Origin of the sequence: Methylotenera versatilis 79 (assembly GCF_000384375.1) — a bacterium.
Taxonomy (GTDB): Bacteria; Pseudomonadota; Gammaproteobacteria; order Burkholderiales; family Methylophilaceae; genus Methylotenera_A; species Methylotenera_A versatilis_B.
Genome location: NZ_ARVX01000001.1, coordinates 1834834 through 1855538, shown reverse-complemented (window position 1 = coordinate 1855538; position 20705 = coordinate 1834834). Strand labels below are relative to the sequence as shown.

Here is a 20705-nt window from a genome sequence, read left to right as displayed (position 1 = left end):
GTATTCAAAATAATGGATTAAACCCATTTTAACGGTATCGCTTGAAAGTTAAAAGCATGAAAATCAAAAGCATGTCCGGCACGAATTGTGGCAAAATCTCATCATGGAAATAAAGCAAGATAACGTGAACACACAAGGTAATATGAAAACAATAGTCGCCACCTGCCCAGCTTGCGGTTTGTTGTGCGACGATGTACTCATTGAAAATAAACAATCACGCATCAAGGTTTTAAATACGGCCTGTCCAAAAAGCATCCAGTTTTTTGAGCAACCTTTAAGTGATGACTCACCAAAAATTAATGGTGAATCTGTTACTTTAAAACAAGCAATTTCACACGCTGCAGGTTTATTAAAAACCAGCAAAAAACCTTTATTTGCAGGCTTAAGTACGGATGTGCAAGGTTTTCGTGCCATTTATAATTTGGCGAATAAAACCAATGGCAGCTTACAACACATAAACGCGCAAAGCATGGCGCGTAATATGGCGGTACTACAAAGTTCTGGCTGGCAAACGACAACGCTGACTGAAGTAAAAAATCGTGCAGATGTGATTGTGTGTATTGGCACGGACATTGTTTCGCACAACACGCGATTTTTTGAGCGTTTTGTATGGTTAAGTAATCAACAATCTGACGCCATGTTTATAGATTCTAAGCAACGTGAAGTGATTTATATTGGCGAAAATCTCAACACCAAAGCAGGCGCTTCACCAGATGGCAAACAACCCACCTCACTCAATTGCAGCACAGCTGATTTATCTGAAATAATGGCGGTTTTACGTGCTTTAATCGCTGGAAAAATACTGAAAACACTAAGCGTGGCTGGTATTCAAATAAGTGATTTAATCGCAGTGGCTGACAAATTAAAAAAAGCCAAATATGCTGTGCTGGCTTGGATTGCAAAGGATCTAGATTTTCCACATGCAGAACTTACGATTCAAAGCATTACCGAAACAGTGGCTTTACTTAACCAAAATGATAACAACAGCACAGGCCGCGCGGCAGGCTTATCACTAGGTGGCAGCGATGGTGATACAACCGCCAATAACGCCAATACTTGGTTGAGTGGTTTTAGCCTTAATAATGAAAAAACTGACCATGATGCGATAGTTTGGGTAAATAGTTTTAATGCCAAAATATTGCCAACACAAACACCTCACCCATTGATTGTTTTAGGTAATGCCAATACAAAACTCGAACAAACGCCCGATGTATTTATCCCCATTGCCACACCCGGCTTAGATTGCGGCGGCACATTATTTAGAGTGGATTCAGCTGTGATTCTGCCATTAAAAAAAGTACGTGAAAATAATTTGCCGACATTAAGTGAAGTTGCGCGCCAGATTGAGGCTTTGCTTAAGTGATTACACATTTAAAAAATGGCAGAATTTACTGTCCAGTCATGGGTGCAGATGGTGTTGTACAGGATATTTATATTCGCGATGGTAAAATTATTGCCAAGCCAGCCAGCCATGAAAAAATAAGCCAAACTCTTGATTTAACTGGAAAAATTGTGATGGCTGGCGCGATTGATATGCACAGCCATATCGGTGGTGGCAAGGTAAATATCGCGCGCATGATGTTGCCCGAATTCCAAGAAAGCAAAAGCTATAGCGAACCAGAAGCGCATATTTGCACGCCGAATTGCAACCATCACGCAACGCCAAATACCAGCGATACCGGCTTTAGATATATTGAAATGGGTTATACCGCTGCTTTTGAGCCTGCGATTTTGCCGATTAATGCACGCCAGGCACATCTTGAAATGGCTGACACACCGATGATAGACAAAGGCGGCTACGCCATGCTCGGCAATGACGATTACTTTTTGCGCCTATTAAGTAGCAATGCAGACCAAAAAGTGATTAATGACTACGTTGCATGGACATTGCACGCGACACAAGCAATTGGCATTAAAGTGGTTAATCCTGGTGGCATTTCGGCATTTAAATTCAATCAACGCCGATTAGATTTAGACGAAAATCATAGTCATTACCAAATTTCACCACGCCAAATTCTAAAAAGTTTAAGTCGTGCAGTGCATGATTTAGGCATCGCCAAGCCTTTGCATGTACATTGCAACAATTTGGGCGCCGCAGGAAATTTTGAAACCACACTCAATACGATGGGTGCGTCTGACGGCGTACCCATGCATTTGACACATATTCAATTTCACAGTTACGGTGCAGAAGGCGACAAAAAATTCTCATCCGCCGCCGCTCAAATTTCAGAAGCATTAAATAAAAACAAACACATCACCGCCGATGTTGGGCAAATTCTGTTCGGACAAACTGTCACTGCTTCTGGCGATAGCATGATGCAGCACCTAAACGCCAAGCACGCCAATCCAAAAAAATCAGTGATTATGGATATTGAATGCGATGCGGGCTGTGGCGTGGTGCCGTTTAAATATCGTGATCAAAATTATGTAAACGCGCTGCAATGGGCGATTGGATTGGAAATTTTTCTGTCAGTTGAAGATCCGTGGCGCATATTTTTAACGACAGATCACCCAAATGGCGCGCCGTTTACAAGCTATCCACATTTGATTCGCTTGCTGATGGATAAAAATTTTAGAAATGAAGCGTTTGCCAAACTTAACCTAGACGCGCAAGCGATGAGCAACTTAACCAGTTTAGATCGCGAATATAGCTTATATGAAATCGCGATTATGACGCGTGCAGGCGCGGCTAAATTAATCGGCTTAAATGATCGCGGCTATTTAGGCGTTGGCGCAGCGGCAGATATTACAATTTACACAGATCAACCGAACCGTGAAGCCATGTTTGCCAAGCCTGATTACGTATTTAAAGATGGTGAATTGGTTGTAAAAGATGGCAAAGTAATCAAAGTGGTTTGGGGTAAAACGCATACGGCAAAACCTGCATTCGATATTGGTGTGGAACAAGGTTTGAAACAATATTTCGATAAATACCATACGATTCAATTAGATAACTTTAAAATATCGAATGATGAAATCGCCGAAGATGGCCGCGGTGGCATTATCACTCACACGAATCAACTTTAAAACCGCATGATTATCAACTCAATAAAAATCGATGACACATTCGCGGAAGCATTCAATATGCGCGGCACGCGCGTGATTATCACGGCACTCAACCATAAATGGGCTTATCACGCTGCAAACGCCATGACAGGTTTTGCTACCAGTGTGATTGGCTGTGGCGTTGAGGCAGGAATTGAGCGGGAGTTATCGGCAGATGAAACGCCAGATGGCAGACCAGGCATCAGTATTTTAATGTTTGCGATGGGCAGCAAAGTATTAATGCAACAGCTGGAAACCCGCATGGGGCAATGTATTCTAACCTGCCCTACCGCCGCTGCGTTTGCAGGCATTGAATCTGATGATCAAATCAGTTTAGGCAAACATTTGCGCTACTTTGGCGATGGTTATCAAACGTCTAAACTTATCCAAGATAGCAATGGAAAATCAAAGCGCTATTGGCGCATTCCTGTGATGGACGGCGAATTTCTCGTGCAGGAAACCACTGGAATGGTACGCGCGATTGGTGGTGGTAATTTTTTGATTTTAGCCACCTCGCAAACTGCCGCTTTGCACGCAGCAGAAACTGCGATTGAAGCCATGAAACAAGTGCCCAATGTCATCATGCCATTTCCAGGCGGCGTAGTGAGATCTGGCTCTAAAGTGGGCAGCAAATATCCGAAAATGTTCGCCTCAACCAATGATGCTTTTTGTCCAACATTAAAAGGTTTGGTGAATAGTGAGTTAAGTGACGAGATTGAAAGCGTGATGGAAATTGTGATTGATGGGCTGTCATTTGATGATATCGCAACATCCATACGCGTTGGCATTCAAGCCATTTGCGATTTAGGTGAAGTCAGCGGCGTAAGGCGTATTTCCGCAGGTAATTATGGCGGAAAATTGGGCCCACATCATTTTAAATTACATGAAATTATGGGTGTCGCTTCATCATGAGTGCGCTTACATTCACGCCTAAATCGGATTCGGCGTACAACATTGATTGCCGCCGCTTAACGCCTAACATTTTGGCTAACTTAACTGCCGCTCAAATCGAAAACTTAAGCTTACTTAACACTAAAAACTCACCAAAAATTACCGATTGCTTTGATATTTCAGGAACAGACGCCAATCATATTATTTTCAAAAACACGCATCATCAACTGGATTATATTGGCCATAAAATGTCGCACGGAACAATCACCATTGAAGGTGATTGCGGCGATTTTTTAGGTGCAAATATGCGTGGCGGCAATATCATTTGCCATGGCAATGCTAATGATCGTGTTGGTGATCAAATGCGGCGCGGCTTAATTTTAATCGCTGGCAACGCTGGCGACTATTGCGGCAGTCGCATGATTGCCGGCACAATCGGCATTTATGGCAACATAGGCAGCAATACTGGATTTGCCATGAAACGCGGCACGATCCTACTCACGCAAACACCTAAATTACATGCCACGATTCAAGATTGCGGCACACACACCTTGCCATTTTTAGCCTTACTTTTCAAATCGTTTAGTGCATTCAACACACCATTTAATGCACTTAAAAACTTACGTGTACAGCGTTATGCTGGCGATTTAGCATGTGATGGCAACGGCGAAATACTCATTTGCAATACCAATGTTTCTGCTTAATTATTGAAGGTGTTAAAATAGCTTTTTTAGTAATTGTTAAGTATCACCATGCCTGAAATAAAACCCAAGACCCAGCAAAAGTATCTAACAACCGCCCTATATAAATTCGTCAGCCTGCCTAATTACACTGACTTACAAGCGCCTATTCTTGCTGCCTGCGAAACGCATCATATTAAAGGCACGATATTACTGGCAAGTGAAGGTGTCAACGGCACTATTGCTGGCTTGTCTGACGATATTCAAAAAGTACTGCATTTTTTAAGATCTGAACCTATTTTTGAAGGCAAATTTGCGGATTTAGAACATAAAGAGTCGTTTGCTGATGAACACCCGTTTTACCGCATGAAAGTAAAACTAAAAAAAGAAATTGTGACGCTTGGCGTTGCAGGCGTTAGCCCAACCAAACTAGTCGGCACTTATGTAAAACCACAAGATTGGAATGCGTTAATTAGCGATCCTGATGTGATTTTGATTGATACACGCAACGATTACGAAGTAGATATTGGCACTTTTAAAGGTGCAATTGACCCCAAAACGACTACATTCCGCGAATTTCCAGAGTACGTGGCAAAAAACCTAGATAAAACCAAACACAAAAAAGTCGCCATGTTTTGTACGGGCGGAATTCGTTGCGAAAAAGCCAGCAGCTACATGATGGACCAAGGCTTTGAAGAGGTGTATCACCTGCAAGGCGGCATTTTAAAATATCTAGAAACGGTGGATGAAAAAGATAGTCTGTGGCAAGGCGAATGTTTTGTTTTTGACCAGCGCGTAGCGGTTAAACACAATTTAGAAGTGGGCGAATTTGATCAATGCTACGCCTGTCGTCATCCGCTCTCACCCGCTGAAATGCAAAGCCCCCAATACACTCCTGGCATTTCCTGCCCTTACTGCTACAACACGATTAGTGAGGAAAAGCGCGCGAGTTTAACCGAAAGGCAAAAGCAAGTAATTTTAGCCAATCAACGCGGAGAAGCGCATATTGGTGAAAAGCAAAAATAATAATAAAAAAGCCACTCAAAGAGTGGCTTTTTTATTATTGGTGGAGCTGGCGGGAATCGAACCCGCGTCCGCAAATCCTCCACAGACAGTTCTACATACTTAGCCTTGTTGTTTGATTTAATGTGCAACACACCAACAGACAAGCAGTTTGCACACGAGTCACCTTAAGGTTAATTTTACGCTAAGTAACCCAACGTAAAACGTATCCCGTGTATATGACGCTGCGATGGTTTTAAGGCCACCCACCCCACGGGAGAGATGGTGCAGCGTCTAGCAGAACTAAGCTGCTAGAGCGTAAGTTTCGTCGTTTGCGACTATACTTGTTTCAGCTGTATTTACGAGGTAATCTGAGCCTCGGTATGCCCTGCACTGCTTTGTAACCCACGTCGAAACCTGGTCAGCCCCAAAACAGAATTCAATTATACGCTAATTTATATAAGCAAATCTGGTTTGATTAGCCTTGCAACTTAATATTGAACAGTAATCTTATGATACTTAACCACTAAAATTGTTCAAAAAATTATTTGTTATGCGCGCGCATAATACGGCCTTTTTCGCGTTCCCAATCTCTGGCTTTTTCAGTATCACGTTTATCGTGTTGTTTTTTACCTTTTGCCAGACCAATTTGAATTTTTACGCGCCCTTTTGAAAAATGCATATCTAGCGGCACAATCGTATAACCTGCGCGGTCTACTTTTTCTATTAGTTTGATGATTTCTTCATTATGCAACAATAGCTTACGCGTTCTAATCGCATCTGGACGAACATGCGTAGAAGCTGCGCCTAATGGCGTGACATGGCAGCCGATGATGTAAATTTCGCCACGCTGAATGATGACGTAAGCTTCTTTCAGATTAACGCGATTATCACGAATGGCTTTTACTTCCCAGCCTTCCAGCACAATACCCGCTTCGTATTTATCTTCGATAAAGTAATCAAAAAAGGCTTTTTTATTTTGGGCGATGCTCATATTGCAAACATTTATTGGGTTTTAACTTAAAATAGCATTTTACGCTAATAAATATCCACATTCTTTTTATCAAACAAAAAATGATAGGAAGCACTTGTGAGCGAATGACTTAACGGAATAAGTTGACTCATCAAATTTAGCAAAGTCAGGTTTGATTGATAGAAAGAATGGATGAATAAGGTTGAAAAAACGGTTTTGGTCATGCACTCTGCCGCGCAAATGTATGCGTTAGTAGATGCAGTAGAAGATTATCCAAAATTCTTACCTTGGTGCGGCGGTGTTGATTTGCACGAACGCACTGAAACCTCCACCAGCGCGACTTTGCATATCAATTACCATGGATTAAAGCAAAAATTCACCACTCAAAACATCAAACAATTTCCACACCGCATGGAGATCAAGTTAAAAGATGGGCCATTTAAACAGTTGGATGGTCATTGGCATTTTATTGAGTTGCGACCTGATGCCTGCAAAATCGAATTTAGATTAAATTATGAATTCGCCAATAATCTTTTAGAGAAAATAATCGCGCCGGTATTCAGCCATATTGCTAATACATTTGTAGATGGCTTCGTTGCCAGAGCCGACAAGGTTTACGCTGAAAAATAGCGTATTCAGTACGCGTTGAATATGCATAAAGCATTGATTACAGTTGAAGTTGCTTATGCATTGCCAAATAAGCAATTAATCTTAACGGTAAAAATTTCACAAGAATCCACAGTTGAAACCGCGATTTACGCATCAGGTATTTTGCAACAATTTCCTGAGATTGATTTAAAGGTGAATAAAATTGGCATCTTTAGCAAGTTAACCAAGCTAAATGCAAGCTTACGGGATTTAGATAGAGTTGAAATCTACCGCGCATTAATTGTGGATCCAAAGGTAGTGCGCAGGCAACGCGCACAAAATGCAAATAAAGAAAATATAGCGAGGAAAAACAAGTAAAAAAGCAGTTAATAAAATATGCTATTAAAGAGCTTATTACTTTAAATACTTAACACTTAATTAGTTACAATATTTCGCCATTTCACCGCGCGCTTTATTAGCGCCCTGCTCTAAACCCGCATCGTCCATATATTCGCGCTCACCTTTTTCATTCATCTTGTAAATGCGCCCACCTTGTGCATACGACTCATAGTTAGCCTTTGCCGCTTTGCAGTTTTCTGCTTTTAATTTGGCTTGGGATTCTTTTTCCTGCTTGTTCTTTTTTTCTGCTTCCGCATTTTGTTGACGTATTTTTGCGGCAGCATCTTCTGGGTTTGCTGTTGACGTCGGTGGCTCAATAAAGGTGCGCGGAGCAGCTGCGGGCACTGCCTGCGGATTGGTAACCGTTGACAATGGCTCTTTACCTGTTGGGCTTAAGTTTTTTTTGCCTTTGAGATTTTCAAGTTTGATATTTGAAGGTGGCGGCGTATCGGTATATTGCATTTGCCCATTTTTATCTTTCCACTTGTAAAGCTCTGCGTAACTTAAACTTGGCAGCGCTATAAATACTGCTAACACTACAATCAAATGGTCAAATCTCATTTTTTTCCCAATATAGTTATCATTACTTAACGACAATACTTAGCGATAATATTTGCCGATAATTTTTATTATAATTAAAGTTTACTGAACGATTTTAAGTTTAGATTATGCAAACAACGGCATTGCTATGCATTAAGTTTACGTAACTATGCTTAATTTAGCTATGAGTGGATGATTTTTAACCGATTTCTTAACACAATTGATTGTTCAACTTTTAATAAGTGTTGCAAATCGGTATAATCTCGTTTTGGAAATAAGGATTACTCATGCGTTTGCTGCAACAAGCTCTTACTTTTGATGATGTTTTACTCGTTCCTGCGCACTCTGTGGTCATGCCACGCGAAGTTAACCTCAGCACACAACTCACCCGCAATATCAAACTCAACATCCCGCTGGTTTCTGCCGCGATGGATACCGTTACCGAAGCGCCATTAGCCATTGCGTTGGCGCAAGAAGGCGGCCTGGGCATCATCCACAAAAATATGACAGCCGCTGAACAAGCAGCGCATGTTTCGCGCGTGAAACGTTTTGAATCTGGCGTAGTGAATGATCCGGTAACTATCCAGCCACATATGACTGTGCGTGATGTTTTAGCATTGACACTCAAACACAAGATTTCTGGTTTACCAGTGGTCGATGGCAACAAAATAGTCGGCATTGTCACCAATCGTGATTTACGCTTTGAAACGAATTTAGATCAATCGATTAGCAATATTATGACGCCGCGTGCGCGTTTAATCACCGTGCGCGAAGGTGCGAGTAAAGAAGAAGTGATTCACTTGCTGCACCAGCATCGTCTAGAACGCGTGCTGGTGATTGATGAAATCGATACACTTAAAGGTTTAATTACTGTTAAAGATATTCAAAAATCGCACGATCATCCATTTGCTTGTAAAGACAGCAAAGGTAGATTGCGTGTTGGCGCAGCGGTTGGTGTTGGCGCTGAAACTGAAGAGCGCGTTGCCGCATTAGCTGCTGCTGGTGTCGATGTGATTGTTGTCGATACCGCGCATGGCCATTCGCAAGGCGTTTTAGACCGTGTCAACTGGGTAAAGAAAAATTACCCACATATTGAAGTCATCGGCGGCAATATTGCGACTGCAGATGCTGCAAAAGCGTTGGTTGATTCGGGTGCTGATGGCGTTAAAGTCGGCATTGGTCCAGGTTCAATTTGTACCACACGCATCGTTGCTGGCGTAGGTGTGCCGCAAATCTCAGCCATCAGCAACGTAGAAGAAGCGTTACGCGGCACTGGCGTGCCATTTATTGCAGATGGCGGCATTCGCTTCTCTGGCGACATTTCAAAAGCCATCGCAGCGGGCGCATACTCTGTGATGTTAGGCGGCATGTTTGCAGGCACTGAAGAAGCGCCTGGTGAAGTGGAGTTATTCCAAGGCCGTTCTTATAAATCTTACCGCGGCATGGGCTCAATCGGCGCGATGCAAAAAGGCTCTTCTGATAGGTATTTCCAAGATAACAATGGCAATGCAGACAAATTAGTGCCAGAAGGTATTGAAGGTCGCGTGCCTTACAAAGGTAGTGTGTTAGCGGTAATCCATCAGTTAATGGGTGGTTTACGTGCATCGATGGGCTACGTTGGCGCGGCGAATATTACCCAAATGCGTGAGAAAGCTGCATTTGTACAAATCACCAGTGCAGGCATGCGCGAAAGCCATGTACATGATGTACAGATTACCAAAGAAGCACCCAATTACAGAATCGACTAATTCACTTTTTGCTCATTAAATATGGGTTAACTCGCGATAAAGTTAATCTCCGTAATTGATTCATTTATTTAAATAAAGGCGACTGGTTTATCGATTAAATCAGTCGCCTCTAACTTTTAGCATTGATAAAAATGTCTCACTCAAAAATTCTCATTCTCGATTTCGGCTCACAAGTCACCCAATTAATCGCGCGTCGCGTGCGTGAAGCACATGTTTACTGTGAAATTCACCCTTGCGATGTTTCAGATGACTTTGTCAAAAGTTTTAATGCAGATGGCATTATTCTTTCTGGTAGTCATGCCAGCGTATATGAGGCGGAAACAGATAGCGCGCCTTCAGCTGTATTTGAAATTGGCGTGCCAGTTTTGGGTATTTGCTACGGCATGCAAACCATGGCGCAACAATTGGGCGGCAAAGTGGAAGCTGGTACTAAACGCGAATTTGGCCATGCTGAAATTCGCGCACGTGGTCATTCTGCACTATTCCGTGATATTCAAAATCGTAACAATGAACAAGGTCATGGTCTGATTGATGTATGGATGAGTCACGGTGATAAAGTCACGGAGTTGCCGCCAAATTTTAAAGTAATCGCCAGTAACGAAACGACACCGATTGCCGCTTTTGCAGATGAAGCGCGTAAATTTTACGGCGTACAGTTCCATCCAGAGGTCACGCATACCAAATTGGGCCAAGCCATGCTTGAGCGTTTTGTTTTAGAGATTTGCCAAGCAAAACCTGACTGGATTATGGGTGACTATATTCAAGAAGCGGTTGCCAAAATCAAAGCGCAAGTAGGCGATGAAGAAGTGATCTTAGGACTATCGGGCGGTGTCGATTCTTCAGTTGCCGCTGCGCTTATCCATCGTGCCATTGGCGACCAGCTTACTTGTGTGTTTGTAGACCACGGTTTATTGCGCTTAAATGAAGGCGACATGGTGATGGATATGTTTGCTGGCCGTTTGCATGTAAAAGTGATTCGCGTGGATGCCACTGCGCAATTTATGGGACATCTAAATGGTGTGAGCGAGCCTGAAGCTAAACGCAAAATTATTGGGCGCGAATTTGTTGAAGTATTTCAAACCGAAGCTAAAAAATTAAGTAATGCAAAATGGCTGGCGCAAGGTACCATTTATCCAGATGTGATTGAATCTGGCGGTGCAAAATCCAAAAAAGCCGTGACGATTAAAAGTCACCACAATGTTGGTGGTTTGCCTGAAACGCTAGGGCTAAAACTATTAGAACCATTACGCGATCTATTTAAAGATGAAGTGCGCGAATTAGGCGTGGCACTTGGTTTGCCGCACGATATGGTCTATCGCCACCCTTTCCCAGGCCCTGGTTTAGGCGTGCGCATTTTAGGTGAAGTTAAAACAGAATTCGCCGATTTATTGCGCCGTGCTGATGCTATTTTTATTGAAGAACTGCGCAATACCATTGATGAAAAAACAGGCCAAAGTTGGTATGCATTGACTAGCCAAGCTTTTGCAGTGTTTTTACCGGTTAAGTCGGTTGGCGTAATGGGCGATGGCCGTACTTATGATTATGTTGTGGCATTACGTGCCGTTGTCACTAGTGATTTTATGACCGCGCATTGGGCAGAACTGCCTTATGCTTTATTAGGAAAAGTGTCTAATCGCATTATCAATGAGGTTAGAGGCATTAACCGTGTGGTGTACGATATTTCTGGAAAACCACCTGCAACCATTGAGTGGGAATAAGCAATTTACTTAATTTTTTAGATTTATCAATAGGTTACGTTTTTTCATTATGATATGATGCGATGTAATTTTGAAAAGGACGCACAATGAAGCTAGCAAAATTTGTAATTTTTAGCATGTTACTGCTGACACTTGCTGCCTGTGCCACAGATAAACACGCTTACAATCAACAACCACAAAAGATTTTTGATGCTGTAAATGCTAAATACCCTGACGAAAAAAATACATTAGTGTTTATTGATGCGCCCAACGGATTTATTGCGCCGCATTTAGCCAATTGTGCGGTTGAAAAAGGTGTTAACAATGGCAAAGTAGTTGCTATTACAAGTAGCCTTGCGCTTAAAACCCGCACAGTAATTGTGGCAGGTGAGGATGAATCATTAACAGGAACTACGCTGGCAAAAGCGCTGACTAATAACAAAGAAAAAATAAGTGGCTCAAAAGTGATTGTAATTGGCGCAAAAGAAACGCGCCAAAAATTGACCGATTTAGCCGCATACAATGATGTGGCGATTGAATTTATTGATACGCCAATTTAATAATGGATTAAATTAAATTTAAAGCCTAAAAAGCCAAGCTTATTTTATTACGCTTGGCTTAAACTTTTTTATGAGCCGCGGATTTGTTAAAGAAGATGATTTAGAACATGCTGGTACCGATGTGCCAGAACGGCCTATCAGCCAGCATGCCAACTACGTCACAATAAATGGTTATAAACAGTTAGAAGATTTAGCAGAAGCACTGGAAAAGCAGCGTGTAGATTTAAGCAGTAAAAAAGATGACCAAACTGCAATGCAGCAATTAGCAGTCGTTAATCGCGATTTACGTTATGTAGCAGCGCGCTTAGAAAGCGCGCTTATTATCGGAGAAAATGCCACGCAAGCAAAGGCAGATAGCCAAACAGTGGTATTTGGCGCAGTAGTTACAGTTGAAGATGAAGCTGGTAACAACCATATTTATACGATTGTGGGCGAAGATGAAGCGGATATCAAAGCCAATAAAATCAGCTACACATCGCCGCTTGGCCAAGCTTTAATTGGGCATAAATTAGACGAAGCAGTTATTTGGTTGCGGCCTGCTGGTAACCAAGAGTTAACCATTACCGCAATACAGTATTCTTAAAATACTATTGACAATATTATTGATTTTTTGGGATTAAGCATTTTGAACGTTATTGAAGCCATACAAACTCGCCGCTCGATCAAACATTACGATACCAATCATAAAATGACACAGGCAGAAATTGAGTCATTGTTGTCGCTCGCCCTGTTATCGCCCACTGCATTTAATATTCAGCATTGGCGTTTTGTGGTGGTGACTGATCCTGTCCTGCGTCAGCAAATTCGTGCAGTCAGTTGGAATCAAGCACAAGTGGAAGAAGCCTCTTTACTCATTATATTAACCGCCGATTTACAAGCTTGGGCAAAACAACCAAGCCGTTATTGGGCCAATGCGCCACAAGTTGTGCAAGACCAATTAGTCCCTGCGATTAGCCATTATTACGAAAATAATGAGCGCGTACAACGCGATGAAGCGATGCGTTCATGTGGCATTGCCGCGCAAACTATTATGCTGGCGGCAAAAGAAATGGGTTACGACACTTGTCCAATGGATGGATTTGATTTTGATGCGGTAGCAAAATTAATCAACATACCAGCTGACCATGTTCCAGCCATGTTTATTACGGTTGGCAAGGCCATTAAACCCGCTATGCAACGCGCTGGGCAGTTAGATTTTAACGAAGTTGTTACTTACAATAAATTCTAATCACTATTTCTAAAAACAAATTCTAAAAGCGAAATTCTAAAATCAAAACTTCAGTATTTACGCTCAACTTATTCACCATTATTTTTAAGGTATCACTGTGTTAATTAGTAACAATATCACCATGCAATTTGGCGCAAAGCCACTGTTTGAAAACGTATCTGTCAAATTTGGCGATAGTAATCGCTATGGTTTAATCGGTGCCAATGGTTGTGGAAAATCCACCTATATGAAAGTGCTGGCTGGTGAGTTAACACCTACCGCAGGCAATATTTCAATCGATAGCCATGAACGTATGGCATTTCTTCGCCAGGATCAGTTTGCTTATGAAGATCAACGCGTACTAGACGTTGTAATGATGGGCCATGAGCAAATGTGGGCAGCCATGCAAGAGCGCGATGCCATTTACGCCAATTTAGAGGCGACAGAAGACGACTATATGCACGCTGCTGAACTAGAAGGCGTGTTTGCAGAGTTTGATGGTTATACCGCTGAAGCACGTGCTGGTGAGCTGTTATTAGGCGTAGGTATTCCTATCGAACAGCACAACGGACCAATGAGTGCTGTCGCACCAGGTTGGAAATTACGTGTTTTGTTAGTACAAGCGCTGTTTTCTAATCCAGATATTTTGCTGCTGGATGAGCCAACCAATAACTTGGACATCAACACCATTCGCTGGTTAGAAGACGTACTGAATAATCGTGATTGCACCATGGTCATTATTTCGCATGACCGTCACTTTTTAAACCAAGTATGTACGCACACTTGCGATATGGATTTTGGCAAAATTGCTATGTATCCAGGTAATTATGATGATTATATGGAAGCGAGCACTGCTGCACGCGCGCAAGCAACCAAAGATAATGACAAGGCCAAGCAGATGGTCGCCGAGTTACAAGATTTCGTGCGCCGCTTCTCTGCCAATGCTTCAAAAGCCAAGCAAGCAACCAGCCGCGCTAAAAAAATTGATAAAATTGAAATTAAAGAATTTAAGCCATCAAGCCGTCAATATCCGTTTATCCGCTTTGAATATGATGAGCGAGAGAAGCTGTACCGCAATGCGGTAGAGCTTAAAAAAGTCAGTCATGGCTTCGATAAAATATTATTCAATGATGTTGAGTTAATGTTTGAGGCTGGCGAAAAAGTGGCGATTATCGGCGAAAATGGTATTGGTAAAACGACTTTTTTACGCTGTCTGGCTAGAGATTTGCATCCTAACCATGGCGAAGTGAAATGGGCAGAAAAAGCTACCATTGGCTATTTTGCGCAAGATCACGAATACGAGTTTGAAAACGGCGAAGATTTGTTTGAATGGATGACGCTCTACCGCCAAGCAGGTGACGATGACCAAGTGGTACGCAGCATGCTTGGCCGCTTGTTATTTGGTGGAGACGATACCAAAAAATCTGTCAAAGTGTTATCTGGTGGTGAAAAAGGTCGTATGTTATACGGAAAAATGATGCTAGCACGCACCAACGTGATGCTGATGGATGAACCGACCAACCATATGGATATGGAATCGATTGAAGCATTAAATACCGCTTTGGATAAATACAAAGGTACGCTGTTCTTTGTCAGCCATGACCGTGAATTCGTTAGCTCAATCGCCACGCGAATCATTGAAATCAAGGCAGATGGCATTGTCGACTTCACGGGTAATTATGAAGATTATTTGGCAAGCCAAGGTGTTGAGTAAATCAGAGTGTTGAATAGTTAACCATTATTTTTAAACAAAAAAGCCAGCTTTCGCTGGCTTTTTTATTGCATCATTTAAAGTGTTAACTATTCTTTTGCAGAACGTTTACGCTCATGCTCAAGCAAGTAACGTTTACGAATACGGATTGTTTTTGGTGTAATTTCAACCAACTCATCATCATCAATAAACTCTACTGCTGATTCTAAGGTTAATGCGATTGGTGTAATCAAACGCACGGCTTCATCAGTACCAGATGAACGCACGTTGGTTAATTGTTTACCTTTAATCGGGTTAACAATTAAATCGTTATCGCGACTGTGAATACCAATCACCATGCCTTCGTACAATTTATCACCAGGAACAGCAAACATTTTTCCGCGATCTTGCAATTTCCATAACGCGTAAGCAACTGCTTCGCCCTGCTCAGAAGAAATCAATACACCATTACGACGACCTGGCATATCCGCTTTCACTGGCGCATATTCATCAAAAATATGTGCCATCAGGCCTGTACCGCGTGTTAATGTCAAAAACTCGCCTTGGAAACCGATTAAGCCACGCGCTGGAATTCTATACTCTAAACGTGTGCGACCATTACCGTCAGACTCCATATTGATCATATCACCACGGCGGCGGCCTAGTTCTTCCATCACAGCACCTTGGTTATCATCTTCTAAGTCTACCGTTAGAATTTCGTATGGCTCACATTTTTCACCGTTAATTTCGCGGAATACCACTTTTGGCTTACCTACTGCCATTTCGAAGCCTTCGCGACGCATATTCTCTAATAGAATCGTTAAATGCAGTTCGCCACGGCCAGAAACGCGGAAGATATCCGCATCGGCTGTTTCATCCACGCGTAAAGCCACATTCACTAAAAGCTCTTTTGTTAAACGGTCACGAATCTGACGTGAAGTAACGAATTTGCCTTCTGTACCTGCTAAAGGCGAGGTATTTACCATAAAGTCCATCGTCAGCGTTGGTTCATCCACACCTAGATGCGGTAAACCTTTTGGGTTTTCGCGATCGCAAATCGTAAAGCCAATACCAATTTCATCCAAGCCAGAAATAATCACGATATCGCCTGCTTCAGCTTCTTCAACTGGCACACGCTCAAGACCTTTAAAACCAAGCACTTGGTTAATTTTACCCGTCGAGACTTGTTTATCTTCGTTCATAATCGTCACAGCTTGACCTGTTTTGATTTTGCCGTTTGTGACACGACCAACGCCAAGGCGGCCAGTATATGTAGAATAATCTAAAGCTGAAATTTGCATTTGCAATGGCGCTGCAGGGTCACCCGCTGGTGGTGCAACATGGCTGATAATGGTTTCAAACAACGCGCGCATATTGTCAGACGGTGTTTTCATATCCAACATCGCAAAGCCATTTAAAGCTGAAGCGTAAACTACTGGAAAGTCTAATTGCTCATCGGTTGCACCTAAGTTAGCAAACAAATCAAAGGTATGATTAATTACCCAATCAGTTCGCGCACCAGGACGGTCTACTTTATTAATCACCACGATTGGTTTTAAACCAAGCGCTAACGCCTTTTTAGTGACGAAACGCGTTTGTGGCATTGGGCCTTCAACGGCATCCACTAACAAGACCACACCATCCACCATACCTAATACACGTTCAACTTCGCCGCCAAAGTCCGCATGGCCTGGCGTATCGACGATATTAATATGTGTGCCTTCGTAAACCAAGGCAGTATTTTTAGCCAAAATGGTAATGCCACGTTCTTTTTCAAGATCGTTGCTGTCCATCACCCGCTCAACCACTGCGTGGTGAGAAGCAAACGTACCAGCTTGTTGTAAAAGTTTATCTACCATGGTGGTTTTACCATGGTCAACGTGGGCAATAATAGCGACGTTGCGCAGATTTCGAGAATTAGGTGTAGACATAGATGAAGCCATTGGTTTGAAAGGGCGCGATTTTAACACATAAACAGCCATTAACTGCTGATTAAACCAGAATAAACCTTTGACAAAGTAAAATTAATGCTTATAATGCGCACAACTTAAAGCTAAGTTAGCAATAAAAGTTTAGTTTTAGACTCATTGCCCTGACCCAATTGTTGCTCGTGAAATGTTGAAGCAACTATCATATAGATTCTTTTATACAAGCAATCTATCTTTTACTGGTTAGCGGCTATGCCCGTGCGCTGGTAAAAAGCATTTAAAATATTGTTTTTATAAATATATGCTTTACGCGTTTTATGTTGAAAAATCATTCAACATAAATGTGATTGCTTGCGCCCTTTTTGTACTTATTAGAAAGGGACATTATTTTGTCTTTTGATTCATTAAATCTACACCCAACCATTCTACGTGCCGTGCTTGAAGCAGGCTATGAAACCCCAACTGCTGTACAAGCACAAGCGATTCCACCCGCTTTAGAAGGCCGTGACATCATGGCTTCTGCTCAAACTGGTACAGGTAAAACAGCGGCATTCACATTGCCAGCACTTAACTTATTGGCTACACCGCATGCACTAAGCAGCCGTGGCCCACGTATTTTAGTATTAACTCCAACACGCGAATTAGCGGCTCAAGTGAACGAAGCTGCACGTAAATATGGTAAATATATTCGCGCACGTACAGTCAGTATCGTCGGTGGTATGCCTTACCCATTGCAAAACAAATTACTTTCACAACCATTGGATATTTTAGTCGCCACACCAGGTCGTTTTATTGATCACATGGAACGCGGCCGTATTGATTTAAGCCGTTTGCAAATGTTGATTTTGGACGAAGCAGACCGTATGTTAGATATGGGCTTTATGCCAGATGTAGAACGCATCTGTGAGGCTTTGCCTAAAGAGCGTCAAACACTATTATTCTCAGCCACATTAGATGGCATCATGCATATTGGTAAACAATTCTTAACCAATCCAATCACACTTCAAGTTGCTGGCCAAAAAGAAAAACATGCCAATATTGAACAACGTATGCATTTTGTAGATGACATGACGCATAAAAACAAATTACTTGAGCATTTGTTGATCGCACCAGACATGAACCAAGCGATTATCTTCACTAGCACTAAGCGTCATGCCGATGTGTTGGCAGAAGACTTATATGCAGCTGGCCACAAAACAGCCGCGTTGCACGGTGATATGACACAAGGTGCGCGTAACCGTACTTTGACTAAATTACGTCAGGGCGATGTAAAAGTATTAGTTGCAACCGATGTTGCAGCGCGTGGTATCGACGTGCAAGGTATTAGCCACGTAATCAATTACGATTTACCAAAATTTGCGGAAGATTACGTACATCGTATCGGTCGTACTGGTCGCGCTGGTAAAACTGGTATCGCGATTTCATTTGCATCGAATATGGATAGGCATTTATTGCGCAAAATCGAGCAATATACTGGTCAAAAACTAGACGCAACTGTAGTTGAAGGCTTTGAACCAAAACGCAGCTTTAGCACTGGTTCTGGCAAAGATGGCGCAAGACGTGGCAATGGTGACCGCAGTGACCGTGGTGGCCGTAACGAACGTTCTGCACACAAACCAGGTGACCGTGGCGGTTACCAATCACGTGACAATAACCGCGGTAGTTTCGGCGATAGAATCATGGGCGAAAAACCAGCAGGTGAAAAAACCTATGGTGCACGTTCTGGCGGCTTTAACGACCGTAACAAAGAGCGCACACATGATGGCGCACGTCCTGCTCGCTCATTCGGCGACCGCCCTGCTTTTGGTGACAAACCTGCGTTTTCAAACTCAGAGCGTCCAGCACGTAACAGCGATCGTTTTGCTAATAGCAATGAAAACAACCGCTCAACTACTTCACGCGAAGTAGATGGCAATAGCCGTAGCTATACTAAAGATACCGATATGCAATTCGCACGCGAATTAAGCAAAGGTTTCGGCGGAAAAACAGGTGATAGAACTGGTGCTCCACGAACAACAGAAAACAGGCCTTATGCGCGTAAACCAGAAGGCAGTTTTGGTGACAGACCAAATCGCGAAGGTTCACGCTCAGCTCCGCGCGGCGATGCTCCACGCAGTGCAGCACCAAGAAATAACACCGGCGAAAAGTTTGGTAATCCACGTCCGCGTCCAACTAGCGACCGTCCAGCACGCAGTGGTGGAGATTCTGCACCACGTCGCCCACGTAGCTTTGTATAAGAAAACCAGTTAAATGGATACAACCACTGAACCCATTATGTTTGATGCACTAGGTCTCGCTGCACCGCTGTTAAAAGCGGTCAGCGAAACTGGTTACACAACGCCAACGCCTATTCAAGCCAAAGCCATTCCGTTGGCATTGCAAGGTTTGGATTTGATGGCTGGTGCACAAACAGGTACAGGTAAAACGGCAGCTTTTGCGCTGCCGATTTTGCAAAAATTATTGCCTTTTGCAAGCCCTAGCACTTCCCCCGCAAAACATCCTATACGTGCATTGGTGCTAACGCCAACGCGCGAATTGGCGATACAAGTGGAAGAAAGTATTAAGGTTTATGCTAAATATACACCGCTTAAAAGTTTAGTCGTGTTTGGTGGCGTGGATATTAAAACCCAAACACCGCACTTAAAAACTGGTATTGAAATCTTGGTGGCAACGCCAGGCCGTTTGCTGGACCATGTTGAGCAAAAAACACTGAATCTATCGCAAGTACAGATTTTAGTCTTAGATGAAGCGGACAGAATGTTAGACATGGGCTTTATGCCCGATTTGAAACGCATTTTGGCTTTACTGCCAAAACAGCGTCAAAACCTGATGTTTTCTGCTACGTTTTCTAATGAGATTAAAAAATTAGCCGATGACTTTTTAACGAACCCCACATTAATCGAAGTAGCTCGTAGCAATGCGACCAATGATAATGTTACTCAAAAAGTGTATTTGGTTGCGCAAAACGATAAACAAGCATTGTTAACGCATTTATTAAGTGAATCTAATAGTCAGCAGGTGATTATTTTCACCAAGACTAAAATCACTGCCAGCAAATTAAGCCGCGCTTTACAAAAAGAAGGCATTACTGCCGATGCGATTCATGGCGATAAAAGTCAAAAAGAACGCATTGAAGCTTTAGATGCGTTTAAAGCAGGCAAAATCACCGCTTTAGTGGCAACCGATGTAGCGGCACGTGGTTTAGATATTAGTGACTTACCGATGGTGATTAATTACGAAATACCGAGTGCGCCAGAAGATTATGTGCATCGCATTGGCCGCACAGGCCGTGCGGGTGCAAGTGGTGTGGCTATTTCTTTGGTCAGTGAAGATGAAGAAAAATATTTAGCAGAAATTGAAAAGCTGATTAAACGCAGTATTGAAAAAGTACAGGCAGATGCGACAGTTTTGGCAAAAGCGACACGCCAATCTAGCGCAACAAGCAGCAAGAAAACCAGCAGTTTACCGCAGCAAGATAACGACAAGCTTGATTCGAATCGCCATGCTGCTAAACCGCGCCAACACACACGTAAACCATCAAAAGATCCTTGGTTTGATAAACCTTATGAGCCAACTATTCAACAGACAACTAACAGCAATACGCGTTTTCCAGCAAATTCGCGCAAAACGCCTATAGCGGCTTTATTAGGTGGGTTAAAGTTAACTAATAGAACGATTCAAAAATAGTGAGATAAAAAGCGTTAAGCTTGTTGAATTTAAACGAGAAACTTAACGCTTTTTTATGGTTAACTTTTCA

The 20705-nt window shown here is 42.5% G+C and carries 18 protein-coding genes and 1 other RNA gene; 15 read left to right on the top strand and 4 right to left on the bottom strand.

Annotation, left to right across the window (positions count from 1 at the left end; translation table 11 throughout):
• Positions 1-103 precede the first annotated feature (103 nt).
• From METVE_RS0109005 to trhO, 5 genes are read left to right on the top strand one after another with little or no spacing between them, the layout of a single operon-like run.
• Positions 104-1363: a formylmethanofuran dehydrogenase gene (locus METVE_RS0109005; RefSeq protein ID WP_232415300.1), complete on the top strand. Its 1260-nt coding sequence runs from the start codon at positions 104-106 to the stop codon at positions 1361-1363.
• Positions 1360-3027: a formylmethanofuran dehydrogenase subunit A gene (locus METVE_RS0109000; protein WP_020168144.1), complete on the top strand. Its 1668-nt coding sequence runs from the start codon at positions 1360-1362 to the stop codon at positions 3025-3027. Before METVE_RS0109005 ends, METVE_RS0109000 begins: the two co-directional genes overlap by 4 nt.
• 6 nt (positions 3028-3033) lie before the next feature.
• Complete coding sequence (fhcD, locus tag METVE_RS0108995; RefSeq protein ID WP_020168143.1) at positions 3034-3957, top strand: formylmethanofuran--tetrahydromethanopterin N-formyltransferase; 924 nt, start codon at positions 3034-3036, stop codon at positions 3955-3957.
• Entirely contained in the window at positions 3954-4640 is a 687-nt protein-coding gene (locus METVE_RS0108990) for a formylmethanofuran dehydrogenase subunit C (RefSeq protein WP_020168142.1), read from the top strand. The genes fhcD and METVE_RS0108990 overlap by 4 nt, the downstream gene beginning before the upstream one ends.
• Before the next feature lie 48 nt (positions 4641-4688).
• Positions 4689-5642, top strand: coding sequence for an oxygen-dependent tRNA uridine(34) hydroxylase TrhO (gene trhO / locus METVE_RS0108985; RefSeq protein WP_020168141.1), 954 nt, complete (start codon positions 4689-4691; stop codon positions 5640-5642).
• Positions 5643-5680: 38 nt separating this feature from the next.
• Here the strand turns inward: trhO and ssrA are convergent.
• Positions 5681-6047: a transfer-messenger RNA gene (gene ssrA / locus METVE_RS12700) on the bottom strand.
• A gap of 115 nt (positions 6048-6162) precedes the next feature.
• Complete coding sequence (smpB, locus tag METVE_RS0108980) at positions 6163-6612, bottom strand: SsrA-binding protein SmpB (protein WP_020168140.1); 450 nt, start codon at positions 6610-6612, stop codon at positions 6163-6165.
• Between the two features lie 171 nt (positions 6613-6783).
• On the opposite strand from smpB, the gene METVE_RS0108975 reads away from it, so the two are divergent.
• A complete protein-coding gene (locus METVE_RS0108975; protein WP_020168139.1) occupies positions 6784-7221 on the top strand; it encodes a type II toxin-antitoxin system RatA family toxin in 438 nt (145 codons plus the stop codon).
• A gap of 21 nt (positions 7222-7242) precedes the next feature.
• Complete coding sequence (locus tag METVE_RS0108970) at positions 7243-7557, top strand: RnfH family protein (protein ID WP_020168138.1); 315 nt, start codon at positions 7243-7245, stop codon at positions 7555-7557.
• Between the two features lie 60 nt (positions 7558-7617).
• On the opposite strand, the gene METVE_RS0108965 is transcribed toward METVE_RS0108970, so the two are convergent.
• Complete coding sequence (locus METVE_RS0108965) at positions 7618-8139, bottom strand: DUF4124 domain-containing protein (RefSeq protein WP_020168137.1); 522 nt, start codon at positions 8137-8139, stop codon at positions 7618-7620.
• A gap of 266 nt (positions 8140-8405) precedes the next feature.
• Between METVE_RS0108965 and guaB the strand changes: the two genes are divergently transcribed.
• From guaB to METVE_RS0108935, 6 genes are all read left to right on the top strand, one after another.
• Positions 8406-9866 (top strand): IMP dehydrogenase, encoded by a 1461-nt coding sequence (gene guaB, locus METVE_RS0108960; protein ID WP_020168136.1) that lies wholly within the window; start codon positions 8406-8408, stop codon positions 9864-9866.
• A gap of 131 nt (positions 9867-9997) precedes the next feature.
• Positions 9998-11584 carry a glutamine-hydrolyzing GMP synthase gene (gene guaA, locus METVE_RS0108955; RefSeq protein ID WP_020168135.1) on the top strand — a complete coding sequence of 529 codons (1587 nt, stop codon included), beginning with the start codon at positions 9998-10000 and terminating at the stop codon, positions 11582-11584.
• An 86-nt stretch (positions 11585-11670) separates the two neighbouring features.
• Complete coding sequence (locus METVE_RS0108950; protein WP_020168134.1) at positions 11671-12123, top strand: hypothetical protein; 453 nt, start codon at positions 11671-11673, stop codon at positions 12121-12123.
• A 70-nt stretch (positions 12124-12193) separates the two neighbouring features.
• Positions 12194-12706, top strand: a complete 513-nt coding sequence (locus tag METVE_RS0108945; protein WP_020168133.1) for a GreA/GreB family elongation factor — start codon at positions 12194-12196, stop codon at positions 12704-12706.
• Positions 12707-12748: 42 nt separating this feature from the next.
• Complete coding sequence (locus METVE_RS0108940) at positions 12749-13351, top strand: nitroreductase family protein (RefSeq protein WP_026362088.1); 603 nt, start codon at positions 12749-12751, stop codon at positions 13349-13351.
• A 97-nt stretch (positions 13352-13448) separates the two neighbouring features.
• Positions 13449-15044 carry an ABC-F family ATPase gene (locus METVE_RS0108935; protein ID WP_020168131.1) on the top strand — a complete coding sequence of 532 codons (1596 nt, stop codon included), beginning with the start codon at positions 13449-13451 and terminating at the stop codon, positions 15042-15044.
• A gap of 86 nt (positions 15045-15130) precedes the next feature.
• On the opposite strand, the gene typA is transcribed toward METVE_RS0108935, so the two are convergent.
• Entirely contained in the window at positions 15131-16951 is a 1821-nt protein-coding gene (typA, locus tag METVE_RS0108930) for a translational GTPase TypA (protein ID WP_036297948.1), read from the bottom strand.
• Between the two features lie 386 nt (positions 16952-17337).
• On the opposite strand from typA, the gene METVE_RS0108920 reads away from it, so the two are divergent.
• A complete protein-coding gene (locus METVE_RS0108920; protein WP_020184106.1) occupies positions 17338-19185 on the top strand; it encodes a DEAD/DEAH box helicase in 1848 nt (615 codons plus the stop codon).
• Between the two features lie 37 nt (positions 19186-19222).
• On the top strand, positions 19223-20635 hold the full coding sequence (locus METVE_RS0108915) for a DEAD/DEAH box helicase (protein ID WP_020168127.1): 1413 nt from the start codon (positions 19223-19225) through the stop codon (positions 20633-20635).
• The last annotated feature ends 70 nt before the right edge of the window (positions 20636-20705 follow it).